Consider the following 12,938-nt stretch of genomic DNA (forward strand, 5'->3'; position numbering starts at 1 on the left):
AATTAAAAAACAAAAATATAAATCATACTGTGAGTAAACACAGTAGGAAAGGGATAAATATGGCTACATTAGTACAGTTAAAAGATGTTACAAAAGAATTTAATGGACAAGTTGTCTTAAGAGGTATTGACCTTGAAATTAAGAGTAATGAATTCGTGACTTTCTTAGGTCCATCTGGATGTGGAAAGACAACAACATTAAGAATTATTGGTGGATTTATCGATCCTACTGGTGGAGAAGTATTATTCGATGGAGAAGATATTCTAAAAATCCCTGCATATAAAAGACCTACAAATACTGTATTTCAAAGATATTCTTTATTTCCACATTTAAATGTATATGAAAACGTAGCATTTGGATTGAGAGTTAAAGGACGTAATCATAAACAAAAAGAAGAAATTAAAGCTTTGAAATTGGAATTAAAAAAAGAAATTCAGGAAAACCCTGAACAAAAAGAAAAAATTTCAAAAACTTATCAAGAAAAAATAAAACAAGTCAAATCAAAATTTATAACTAAAAAACAATTTGAAGAAGAAATTAAATTTAAAGTGAATAAATATTTAAAATTAGTTGGTTTAGAAGGTTTTGAAAATCGTTCAATTCAAAAATTATCAGGTGGGCAAATGCAAAGAGTTGCTATTGCAAGAGCATTAATTAATGAACCGAAAGTTTTATTACTTGATGAACCATTAGCAGCATTAGACTTAAAACTTCGTAAAGAAATGCAATATGAATTAAAAGAGATTCAAAGAAATGCTGGAATTACATTTATTTATGTAACGCATGATCAAGAAGAAGCATTAACAATGAGTGATAAAGTTGTTGTCATGAATAAAGGTGAAATTCAACAAGTTGGTACACCAATTGATATTTATAATGAACCTGTTAACCGATTTGTTGCTGATTTTATTGGTGAATCTAATATCATTCCTGGTATTATGAAAAAAGATTTCTTAGTTCATTTTGATGGTTATGATTTTGAATGTGTTGATAAAGGATTTAGTGTAAATCAAGAAGTAGACATTGTGATTCGACCTGAAGATATTGACATTGTTCCAAGAGGTAAAGGAAAAATTCCCGGAATTGTTGATTCAGTCATCTTTAAAGGTGTTCACTTTGAAATAGACATTAAAACAGATACAAGAGTTTACACAGTACATACAACAGATTTTGTTGCCGAAGGTAAAGAAGTAGATATTGATTGGTTCCCAGAAGATATTCATGTAATGGAGATTTGGTAATGGATAAAGGGTTTATTCAAAAAAAGAGTAAATCAGATAAAAAGAATATATTTCAGTTAGATTTCTTTTTAGGTTTACCTTACTACGTTATGCTCGTAGTATTCATTATCATACCAATATTTATTCTAGTTTTATATGCCTTCACTGAAGGTGGGGACTCATTATTCAATATTCGTTTTACTCTGGCAAACTTTGAAAAATTCTTTAGTCAATCAATATTTATTGAAAGACTTATAGAATCTATTTGGTTAGCTATTCGTTCAACTTTTTATTGTCTACTTATTTGTTATCCTTTAGCATATATGGTTTCAAGACTTAAAAAACGAACTCAAACGATTTTAGTGTTATTATTAACTGCAACCATGTGGATTAATTCATTAATTCTCATGCATTCACTTAAAAACGTGTTTTTAATTGCTGGTTCATGGGTAGCGGGGTCTAATGCAAGTTACACAGAACAAGCGATGTTCCTTGGACATGATTACTCAATTATTATTGGTACGATTTTCTTATATATGCCATATATGTTTTTACCAATTTATACACAAATGACAAAAATTGATCCTGCTTTAATAGAAGGTGCTACTGATTTAGGCGCTAATAAAATTCAATCATTATTCAAGGTTGTATTACCATTAACATTGTCAAGTGTTATATCGAGCTGTTTAATTGTTTTGTTACCTGCTACAACAACTTTAGTTGTAAACCAAATTATGGGGGATAGCAGAAGACCATTAATCGCTAATCTTATTGAACAACAATCTAAAAAGATTGGTGCATTTGGAGAAATGGCTGCTTACGCTATGATATTAAGTCTTATCATGTTAATCTTTGTTTGGGTACTTAATAAATTTGATCGATATGAAGAGGTACTTGCTAATGAAGAAGAATAATCGTCGTTTATCGTTACTATCTTATGTGTTCATAGGATTAGTCTTGGCATTTATATATATTCCATTAACGGTTATGGTTGTATTTTCATTTAATGAATTACAAAGTCAAACAGTTTATCAAGGATTAACATTAAAATGGTACTTAAACATTTTTGAAAATAGAGATTTAAGAAGTGCACTTATTAATACAATTATTGTTTCAATTAGTGCGACAATATTTTCAACAATAATCGCGACTTTTGCAGCAATTGCTGTATCAAGACAGAAAAAAACATTTAGGGAATTAATTTTACAAGGAAATAATATTCCAATTTTAAGTCCCGATATTGTTACTGCAGTTGCATTCTTATTATTCTTTATTGCACTAGCAATTGAACCAAATTTAGGAACAATGATTATGGCTCATATTGCAATTTGTACACCTTATGCTTTTGTAACCATATATCCAAAGGTTAGAGGATTGGACCCGAGCATTATTGAAGCTGCTCAAGATTTGGGAGCAACACCACTTAAAACGCTTTGGAAGGTCATTATTCCTCAATTATATGGAACAATTCTAGCAGGTGCTGCAATTTCATTTACAATATCATTTGATGATTATATTATTTCAAGCTTAACATCAGGTGGTATTCAAAATATCTCTATTTACTTATATTCATTAACTAGAGGTATTTCGCCAAGTATTAATGCATTATCTACAATTATTATGTTAGTAATTGGTATTAAAATTATTTATGATTTAATTAAAAATAAAAACAACGAAGGAGAAGAGGAAGAATGAAAAAAATCTATGCATTATTATTTACATTAATCACAGTATTATTTCTACAAGCATGTGATTCAAACGCACTAAAAATTTATTTACCAAAAGAATATATTGATGATTCAGTTGTTGAAGCATTTGAACAAGAATATGGTGTTAAAGTTGAAATTTATCAATTTGATTCAAATGAAATTGCTTTAACACAAGCAAGAATCAATCGTTATGATTTAATTATTCCATCAGATTATGCGATTGAAGAATTTAAAGCTGAAGGTATGATTAAACCTATTGATTGGGATAAAATTGAATTAAAGAAAGATGGATTTGCTGAAAGTCTACAAACTATTTTAGATGAACTTAAAGCAAACGGATTTGATTTATTAGAATATGCTGTACCTTATTTCTGGGGTTCAATTGGCTTAATATATAATCACAATAAACCTGAAGTTGAAGAGAAAGTATTAAGTCAAGGTTGGGCTGTATTAGGTGATCATTCAATAACAAAAATGATTTATGATTCACCAAGAGATGCTTATATGGCAGCGTTATTTGCAAATGAAACACCAATTACAATGAGTAATGCAACAGAAAATGATATTAAAGCTGCAACTGATTGGTTAATTGCTGCAAAAGGTCCAAATACTGTTGTCGAATCAGATGAAATTTTAGATAAAGCAGCTGGTAATGCAGTGCCTTATGATGTTGCTATGGTATATTCAGGTGATGCGACTTATATTTTACAAGATAATGAAAATTATACATTTTATATTCCTGAATGGAGCAACGTTTGGATTGATGGTATGGTTATTCCAACCAATTCACGTAATGAAGATTTAGCATATGACTTTATCAATTTCATCAACTCATATGAACAAAACTTAGCAAATACAATGTATATTGGTTATTCACCAGTTCGTCAAGATGTTTTAAATACATTATTAGAAGACGAAGAGTTCGTATTTGATGAAAGAATTGAATATGCATTTAATGTTGATGTTACATTATTTAGTTATGAAGTGTATCGTTATGACAACAAATTAAAAGGTTGGATTGATGAAAACTACGATTTATTCTTACTTAAGTAATGAAAAGTTAAAAACTGAGTTACAAGACTCAGTTTTTATTTTAAATTATCTAAAAAAATCAAAATTGTACTTAATTATTTTTTAGAATATAAAAAAATGTTATAATTACACATGAGGTAATGAACATGATTAACAAACCAATTGAAAAATATGAAAATTTAATGAACTTATTGTATCAATATGAATTTTATAATACAAAAGATTTTTATGAATATGAACTTCTTGATGAGGATACAAAAGAAGTATTTAATGATATTTTAAATCAACTTGAATCAATTGATAGTCTAATTTCTTCACATTTGTTTAACTATACAATTGATCGATTAAATAAAGTTGATCTAAGCATTATACGTATTGCAGTCTATGAGTTAATTAAAAAAGAATATGAAGCAGTTTTAGTCTTAAATCAAGCGATTGAAATGACTAAAGAATATTCTGATTTAGATGATGAAAAACAGCATAAGTTCACAAATAAATTATTAGATAGTATATATAAAAGCTTAAAATAAGGGGTACTAAATGAGTTACTCAAATTACTTAACAGTAACAGCTTTAACTACATATCTAAAAGTGAAATTAGAAAATGATCCTCACCTTAAAAAAATCTTATTAAAGGGTGAGATTTCTAATTTTAAGAGACATAGTACTGGTCACTTATATTTTTCACTAAAAGACGAAAAATCATCGATTAATTCGATGATGTTTTCATCCTATACTAAATCACTTCTATTTGAACCAAAAGACGGGGATCATGTTTTAGTTGAAGGATATATTTCTTTATATGAAGCACGTGGTACTTATTCTATATCTATAACATCAATGACTTTAGATGGTGTTGGAGAATTATATTTAAAGTATGAACAACTTAAAAAAGATTTTGAAGCATTAGGATATTTCGATTCAAAATATAAAAAACCGATTCCTAAATTTCCAAAAGCAATCGGTGTAATTACATCAGAAACTGGAGCAGTTATTCAAGATATTAAAACAACAGTCTCAAGAAGATATTTACTTACTAAAATTATTTTATATCCTGCTTTAGTTCAAGGTGAAGGCTCTAAAGATAGTCTTGTAAGACAAATTAAACGTGCAAATGAAGAAGCGATCGTTGACACGTTAATTATAGGACGTGGTGGTGGATCAATTGAAGATCTATGGTCATTTAATGAGCCTGAAGTTATTACAGCGATATTTGAATCCAAAATACCTGTAATAACTGCAATAGGGCATGAAACGGATACAACCTTATCGGATTTTGTTTCAGATCTAAGAGCTCCGACACCTACTGCAGCTGCAGAATTAGCAACACCAAATATCAATGATTTACTAATAAATATAAAAGAAAAAGAACAACAATTAAACTATTATATTAATGAACGATTAAAAAATATTAAACTTCAATTAATGAATTTAGATGAAAGATTAGTTATTTCAAGTCCAAAAGCAAAACTTGAAACAATTCATGATAGAGTATCTGACTTATCATATTTACTCAATAAAAACTATAAAAATAAACTCACACAATATGAATATCAAGTCTTAGTATTAAAGAATAAACTTATAAGTCCAAAAGACAAAATACATAACATTGAACAAAAGATAATGCTTTTAGAAAAAGCACTTTCTTCAAATTATCAACATAAAGTGAGTCGATTAGAAAGTGACTTTAAGTCACTAACAAGTAAGCTAAATGCATTAAATCCATTGAATATCATGGAAAGAGGCTTTTCACTAACAACAAAAAATCAAAAGGTTATTACATCGATTAAAGAATTAAATAAAGATGATGTCATTGAAGTGGATTTTAAAGATGGTTCTGTTGAATCAAAAGTTATCCAAATAAAGGAGCGTAACTTAAAATGAATGAAAAATTAAATTTCGAAGAATTAATGAAAAAATTAGAAGAAACTGTAAAAGCTTTAGAAAGTAAAGAAATTTCATTGGAAGATTCAATTCATAAGTATAAAGAAGGTTTAGAATTATCTAAACAACTATATGAAATGATTAAATCTGCTGAAAAGTTAATTGTAGAAGTTAAAGAATGAGACTTGATAAATACATTCAAGAAAATTTTTTAGAATATACACGTTCTAAAGCTGCAGATATTATTAAACGTGGTTTTGTATATGTCGATGGAAAAGTTGTTACAAAACCTGGGTATGATTTAAAAGGACATGAACAAATCGAAATTAAATATGATGGGTTTGCATCTCGTGCTGGAGAAAAGTTAGATTATGCAATCCGTTTATTTGATGTTGATGTAAAAGATTATGTCGCTGTTGATATTGGTGCATCAACTGGTGGTTTTACAGATTGTCTTTTAAAAGCTGGCGTACATGAAGTTTACGCTTATGATGTGGGAAAAAACCAAATGATTGAGCGATTGAAAAATGATCCTAGAGTTCATTCATTTGAAGAAACAAATATTTTAGATGTTAAAATTCCTAAAAATGATATTTGTGTCATTGATGTTTCTTTTACATCTATAATACCAATTTTAAATCACATTAAAGATGATACAAACTTAATATTATTCTTGTTTAAACCACAATTTGAAACGCAAGGTAGAGGTTTAAAAAAAGGTATTTTAAAGGATATAAAAATTCAACGACAAGCCATCCAAAATATTACAATGTTTATTCAATCAATTAATTATAGAATTCTTGGATTTACTAAATCGCCAATCGAAGGTAAAGATGGCAATGAGGAATTTTTATTTCTAATTCAAAAAGGGTGATTCAATGCTTAAAACACTGTCTATTAAAAACTTTGCATTAATCGATGATTTAGAAATTAATTTTGAAAATGGATTATCAGCAATAACAGGTGAAACAGGCTCAGGTAAATCAATTTTACTTGAATCTTTATCGCTTTTATTTGGTAAACGAAGCGATAGTGATTATATTCGTCATGGAGCAAAGAAAGCGACTGTTAAAGGTGAATTCATACTTTCAAATGAGCAATCATTTGTACTTGATCTACCAAATCATATTGTCTTAGAACGAGAAATTGATGAAAGTGGTCGTCATGTCGTTAAACTAAACCATGAAGTCATAACGCTTGGTAAACTTAAAAATATTACAGCATCAATTGGTTTAATTCACGGACAAGATGATACATATCTTTTATTGGACAAAAATAGTTTAATTGATTTTGTTGATCAATTAGATATAAAAAAAATAAATGATTTACAAAATGATTTTTTACTTAAACTATCTAATTACCATGAAGAAGTAAAAAAATTTGAATCATTAAAAAAGAAAAAAGATGCAAATTTAGAACGTTTAGAAATTTTAGAACAACAAAGAGCAGAACTTGAATCATATAACTTAGAAGAAAATGAAAAAGTTGAATTAGAAGAAATTGTTGATAAATTAAAAAACTTTGATTTAATTAAACAAAACTTACAAATATCTTACGATCTTGTTACAAGTGAAACGTTCCAATTGAATCAATTGTTTGATGCTTATAAACATTTAGAAAAAATTAAATCATATGATTCTTCTTATGAAAGACTATCAACGTTATTTATGGATAGTTTTTATAATCTAGAAGATTCAATAAATGATTTAAAAAACATATTGAAAAATTTTGATTTTGATGAAGATTTATTTAATCAGTATCAAGAACGTATTTATGAACTCAACAATTTGGAATTAAAGTATGGTAAAGAAATTAATAATTTAATTATATATTTAAGTGAAATCAAAGATGAGATTTCATTAATGAGTAATTATGATCAATTTATTATTGATAGTGAAAATAAAATTAAAAAACTATATGATGAAACATATAAACGTGCTAAAGTATTAAGTGATTACCGAATGAAACTTGCAGAAAGACTAGAAATGAAACTTATAGAACATTTAAAAGAACTTGATCTTATAAATGCACAATTTAAAGTTACATTTGAACCATTCCGATATGGTGATTCATTTTATGAAAATGGAATAGATAAAGTGGATTTTTTAATAAGTCTTAACGAAGGTGAACCCTTAAAACCATTAAGTAAAGTTGCAAGTGGTGGTGAAAAAGCTCGTTTTATGTTTTCTTTAAAAAGTATTTATGCTAAAGAACGTGGTTTATCGATGGTAATTTTTGATGAAGTTGATGTTGGCATCTCTGGTAAAACAGCAGCTAAAGTGGCACAAAAAATGAAGGAACTTTCTAACGATATGCAAGTATTAGTTGTGACACATCTACCACAAGTTGCTGCAAGATCTAAAATGCATTACAAAATTTACAAGGAAAAAGAAAATCAAAGAATGAAATCATTCATCAAAACATTAACATTCGATGAACGAATTATGGAACTTGCAAGTATGCTTTCAGATGAAAAAATCACACAATTTGCAATAGAACAAGCAAAATCCTTGTTAAATAATGATTAAAATACGCAAAAATGCGTATTTTTTATTATAAATACTACTAAATGTAAATTTACATTGTATTTTCATGAAAATATGTTACAATATATAAGTACCAAGAAAAAAGTAATTAATTTTAGGAGAGGATGGATATTTTATAAAAGGGGTGATATACATATGAATAAGTCAAGAAAAAATGTTTTCTATTATCTAGGACAAATGTTTTTAACAGTATTTTTATTACATGAAAGGAACTAATTAATAAATGAATACGTGTTATAAATAAAAACGAACTCGTTGTTATGTGTGAGTTCGTTTTTATTTTATATTAACTTATTATTGCTTAAATGCTTGAATTGTTACAACGATTGCACCAATAATAATAGATGCAACAAAACCAAAGAATAAAATCCCAAGGATAACTTTTCCAACAACTGATTCAGATGGGTTTTTAAATTCTACATAATCTTTCTTTTGATCCTTTTTAATAGCAGGATTTTGTTTGATTTTCTTTTTAGACATTTTATCACTCCGTAAAATATAATTCATTAGTCATTATACTATATAATAGAAGATAAATAAAGGAAGAATGATATGAAAAATAACGTGAGGGTCATATTTCATATAGATTTAAATGCTTTTTTTGCAACTTGTGCAATGATTAAAGAGCCTTATTTGAAAAATAAGGTGTTTGCTGTTGGCTCTCCAAGCCAAAGAGGTGTGTTATCAACTGCGAGTTATAAAGCTAGAAAATATGGCATTGGTGCTGGTATGAGTGTTACAGAAGCACTTAAAAAATACCCGAAGTTATTATTAGTACCATTAGATTTTGATTTTTATAAACAAAAATCTAAAGCATTCATGAATATTTTAGAAGAGTATAGTGATTTAATTTTACAAGCATCGATCGATGAAGCATATGTAGATATGACACATCATATGAAAACAATTCATCCAATAGAACTAGCAAAACAAATTCAAAAGCGTTTGTTGAAGGATGAATCATTACCTTGTAGTATTGGCATTGCACCAACCTTATTTTTAGCTAAAATGGCTAGTGATTTAAAAAAACCTTTAGGTATCACTGTTTTACGTAAAAGAGATGTAAAAAAAGTTTTATATCCTATGGATGTTAAAGATATTCATGGAATTGGGAAGAAAACATATCCTAGATTAAAACAATTAGGTATAAATACGATTGAAGATTTTGTTAATTTGAGTAATTTACCTACGATTAAAAAAGTGATGAGTGAAAGAAGTTATCAACAATATCGTGATAATATTTTAGGTAATGGAAATAATGTCATTGATCCAGATAAATATAAATTACCAAAATCAATATCGTCTGAAACAACATTCAATTATGATGTAAGTGATGAAAATGTAATATTCGATGAGATGAAAAATCAATTTCAAGAAGCATATAGACGTTTAAAAAGAACGGAGATGCTTGCAAAAACCATTGGATATAAGCTTAAAAAATCAGACTTTAAAACAATTACACGTTCAATTACTTTAGAAGAATATACTGATAACGATGTAATCTTATTAGATGCATTAGATACTTTATTTCAAGAAACATTTGATGGTGAAAAGGTGCGCTTAGTTGGTGTACATTTAAGTAATTTAAGTTTAAAAAATCAAGATGAAATTCCATTTAATTTGTTTACTTATCAAAATTTTTAGTAATATTATGATATAATGCTTGAGGTGATGAATATGACTTTATATGAATTGTTAAGAAATTTAAAATTTGAATCGTTAACGCCTATTCAAGAGGAAGTTTTTGAAAAATTTGATGAACCACGACATATTGTTGGTTTGGCTCCTACTGGAACAGGTAAAACTCATGCGTATTTATTACCTTTATTAGTCAATCTTAAAAGGAATCCAAATGAACTTGAAGCAATTATTTTAGTTCCGACAAATGAACTAGTTATACAAGTTTCAAAAATGTTAGAAGATACAGATAAAACTGTGATTTATAAAGCTTTTTATGGTTCTATGGACATGGAAAAAGAAGCTTTAAAACTGAAAAATAATCAACCTAATTTAATTATTACAACACCACATAAATTAGTTGATTTATTTGTTGAAAAGCGCGTACTTAATTTAAAAAATTTACATTATTTAATATTAGATGAAGCGGATATGATGTTTGATGAAGATTTTATGAGTTTAATTGATCCTGTTTTATCTAAAATTGATGTTCCAAAGTTTTTATTATTTAGTGCAACACTTACAAAAGCGATGGAACCATTTATTAAAAAATATTTTGGCCAACACATTTTTATTGATACAACAAACGTATCAAAATTAAATATAGAATATCCATTAATTAGATGTTACGATAATAGATTAGACACATTAGTTGAAATTACTAAACGTATTAATCCATATTTATGTTTTATTTTTGTTAGTAGAAATGAAGATATAGAGCGTGTCTTTAATCGATTACTTGATGAAGGGTTAAAAGTTATTTCGATTTCATCAAATATTAATGTAAAGCAAAGAAAACGTATTATGGAACAAATTGAATCGCTAGAATATCAATATGTTGTCTCAAGTGACTTATTATCTCGAGGTATTGATTTTAAAGTAAGTCATGTTATTCATTATGATTTACCACATTTTTTAGAATATTTTAATCATAGAAGTGGTAGAACAGGTCGTATGGGTGATGAGGGCATTGTTATTACACTTTATGATGAAGAAGACCGAAAGAAAATTGATAAATTAAGACAAAAAGGTATTCTCTTTGTTAATGCAACATTAACGAAAGATGGATTACAATATGTTATAAGAAGATATAAAAAATATGACAAAAAGATTGCTGAAGCAATAAAATCAGTTCCAAAACCTAAAAAGGTTTCTCCAGGATATAAGAAAAAATATCGAAAAGAAGTTAAAAAAGCAATCCAAAGTGTCAAGAAAGAGAGATATCGTCATGCTAATATTAGGAAGTCACGTTAGTTTAAGTGGTAATGAAATGTATTTAGGAAGTGTTAAAGAAGCACTTTCATACGGTGCAACAACAATGATGGTTTATACCGGTGCACCACAAAATACAATTCGTAAACCATTAAAAGATATGCGTATTGATGAAGCTAAATCATTAATGCAATCATCAAATATTGATATTAATCATGTGGTTGTTCATGCACCTTATATTATTAATCTTGCAAATCCAGATCCTGAAAAAAGAAGTTTTGCAGTTGAATTTTTAACAAAAGAAATTGAAAGAACGGATGCAATGGGTGTTAATCAAGTTGTATTACATCCTGGATCAGCAGTAGGATTAGATCGCATTCAAGCAATTCAATGGATTGCAGAGGGTATTAATCAAGTATTTAATAATACACCAAACTCTAAAGTAAGAATTGCATTAGAAACAATGGCTGGAAAAGGTAATGAAGTAGGTAGAACTTTTGAAGAGCTTAAAGCAATTATCGATTTAATAGAAAATCAAGCACGTATTTCGGTATGTTTTGATACTTGTCACGTACATGATGCAGGGTATGATTTAAAAAATAATTATGAAGAGGTATTAAAACAATTTAATACTGTAGTTGGTTTAAATCGTATTAGTGTTATTCATGTAAATGATACAAAAAATGAACTTGGTGCCCATAAAGACCGTCATGAAAATATAGGTTTTGGACATTTAGGTTTTGATGTTTTAATCAAAATCATCTTTGATGAACGTTTCAAAAATATACCTAAAATATTAGAAACACCATATGTTGATGGTTTACCACCATACAAATATGAAATAGAAATGATTAAAAACCGTAAATTTATAGATAATCTCAAGGAAGTCATCAAAAATAGCATTGAATAATATTGTTATTCATGCTATAATGAAAATCGCGAATGTTAAAGGAGTATTGTGATGGCGAAAAAATATCAAGCAATTGAATCAAAAGTACACTGGTTGACATGGACAGCGATTATTGCAATTGTTGTTGCATTAGTAAGTTTAGTCATTTTAATTCAACCATCAAAAGAAGAAGTATTTTATAATACATATTATGGTATAGCTACTGAATATGATTTTAAGAAAAAATTACCTAGAGATAATAAATATATTATTGTTGATCGTTTAGAAGATGGATTCTTAGGTATTAATAAAGGTGTATTTTCTATGGGGGAAAGAAACGATAAATTAACAATAGTTTTCGTAAGTCATCCTTCGATTGAAAATGGATCAACAACTTTAAGTAACGTTTATGCAAGATTATATGGTTCAAGTGAAGTAAAACCATCAATTGAAGCATCTAATTTATATAAAGAATTAGGTGATGAAAAAATTGATTTAGTTTACTATGAACTTTCATCTGATAAAGTTGATGAATTTGTAGATCAAATTAAAAATCGTTATGATAATAAATTTGCATCTGAAACAATTCCAATGCTTCTTGTATTGTTTGATGGAAAATTAGTTGACTATGCAGTATTAACAAGTTCAAACATTCCATTACAATTAATTCAATTCTATGATTCAGTATTAGACAACAAACTAATCGCTTCATTAAAATAACAGTTAGTATGAACTAACTGTTTTTTATATCATCTTTTGATGATATTTT

General features: G+C 27.7%; 14 protein-coding genes. 13 read left to right on the forward strand and 1 reads right to left on the reverse strand.

Translation table 11 applies throughout. The features are described from left to right. Nucleotides 1-59 precede the first annotated feature (59 nt). From T434_RS0100350 to T434_RS0100395, 9 genes are all read left to right on the forward strand, one after another. A complete protein-coding gene (locus T434_RS0100350) occupies nt 60-1,241 on the forward strand; it encodes an ABC transporter ATP-binding protein (RefSeq protein WP_026399421.1) in 1,182 nt (393 codons plus the stop codon). Further along, nucleotides 1,241-2,134 carry an ABC transporter permease gene (locus T434_RS0100355; protein WP_026399422.1) on the forward strand — a complete coding sequence of 298 codons (894 nt, stop codon included), beginning with the start codon at nt 1,241-1,243 and terminating at the stop codon, nt 2,132-2,134. Before T434_RS0100350 ends, T434_RS0100355 begins: the two co-directional genes overlap by 1 nt. After that, nucleotides 2,121-2,915, forward strand: a complete 795-nt coding sequence (locus T434_RS06235; RefSeq protein ID WP_162150547.1) for an ABC transporter permease — start codon at nt 2,121-2,123, stop codon at nt 2,913-2,915. Before T434_RS0100355 ends, T434_RS06235 begins: the two co-directional genes overlap by 14 nt. Further along, nucleotides 2,912-3,982, forward strand: a complete 1,071-nt coding sequence (locus T434_RS0100365) for an extracellular solute-binding protein (RefSeq protein WP_026399423.1) — start codon at nt 2,912-2,914, stop codon at nt 3,980-3,982. The genes T434_RS06235 and T434_RS0100365 overlap by 4 nt, the downstream gene beginning before the upstream one ends. 125 nt (nt 3,983-4,107) lie before the next feature. After that, nucleotides 4,108-4,491, forward strand: coding sequence for a transcription antitermination protein NusB (locus tag T434_RS0100375; RefSeq protein ID WP_162150548.1), 384 nt, complete (start codon nt 4,108-4,110; stop codon nt 4,489-4,491). Between the two features lie 10 nt (nt 4,492-4,501). Then, nucleotides 4,502-5,845, forward strand: a complete 1,344-nt coding sequence (xseA, locus tag T434_RS0100380; RefSeq protein ID WP_162150549.1) for an exodeoxyribonuclease VII large subunit — start codon at nt 4,502-4,504, stop codon at nt 5,843-5,845. Continuing rightward, nucleotides 5,842-6,027, forward strand: coding sequence for an exodeoxyribonuclease VII small subunit (xseB, locus tag T434_RS0100385; RefSeq protein WP_162150550.1), 186 nt, complete (start codon nt 5,842-5,844; stop codon nt 6,025-6,027). The genes xseA and xseB overlap by 4 nt, the downstream gene beginning before the upstream one ends. After that, nucleotides 6,024-6,719 carry a TlyA family RNA methyltransferase gene (locus tag T434_RS0100390; protein WP_162150551.1) on the forward strand — a complete coding sequence of 232 codons (696 nt, stop codon included), beginning with the start codon at nt 6,024-6,026 and terminating at the stop codon, nt 6,717-6,719. Before xseB ends, T434_RS0100390 begins: the two co-directional genes overlap by 4 nt. A gap of 4 nt (nt 6,720-6,723) precedes the next feature. Then, nucleotides 6,724-8,373, forward strand: coding sequence for a DNA repair protein RecN (locus T434_RS0100395; protein WP_026399428.1), 1,650 nt, complete (start codon nt 6,724-6,726; stop codon nt 8,371-8,373). A 312-nt stretch (nt 8,374-8,685) separates the two neighbouring features. Here the strand turns inward: T434_RS0100395 and T434_RS0100400 are convergent, their stop codons facing one another. Next, entirely contained in the window at nt 8,686-8,871 is a 186-nt protein-coding gene (locus tag T434_RS0100400) for a hypothetical protein (protein ID WP_026399429.1), read from the reverse strand. 72 nt (nt 8,872-8,943) lie between these two features. On the opposite strand from T434_RS0100400, the gene dinB reads away from it, so the two are divergent. From dinB to T434_RS0100420, 4 genes are read left to right on the forward strand one after another with little or no spacing between them, the layout of a single operon-like run. Beyond that, nucleotides 8,944-10,035: a DNA polymerase IV gene (dinB, locus tag T434_RS06240; protein WP_051614251.1), complete on the forward strand. Its 1,092-nt coding sequence runs from the start codon at nt 8,944-8,946 to the stop codon at nt 10,033-10,035. Nucleotides 10,036-10,068: 33 nt separating this feature from the next. Next, nucleotides 10,069-11,322, forward strand: a complete 1,254-nt coding sequence (locus tag T434_RS06245; protein ID WP_051614252.1) for a DEAD/DEAH box helicase — start codon at nt 10,069-10,071, stop codon at nt 11,320-11,322. Then, nucleotides 11,297-12,190: a deoxyribonuclease IV gene (locus T434_RS0100415; RefSeq protein WP_026399430.1), complete on the forward strand. Its 894-nt coding sequence runs from the start codon at nt 11,297-11,299 to the stop codon at nt 12,188-12,190. The genes T434_RS06245 and T434_RS0100415 overlap by 26 nt, the downstream gene beginning before the upstream one ends. 51 nt (nt 12,191-12,241) lie before the next feature. Further along, the gene (locus T434_RS0100420; protein ID WP_026399431.1) at nt 12,242-12,889 is read left to right on the forward strand and encodes a hypothetical protein; all 648 of its coding nucleotides are present in this window, start codon (nt 12,242-12,244) and stop codon (nt 12,887-12,889) included. Nucleotides 12,890-12,938 lie beyond the last annotated feature (49 nt).

The sequence above is a fragment of the Acholeplasma equifetale ATCC 29724 genome, assembly GCF_000687735.1.
Lineage (GTDB): Bacteria > Bacillota_I > Bacilli_A > Acholeplasmatales > Acholeplasmataceae > Acholeplasma > Acholeplasma equifetale.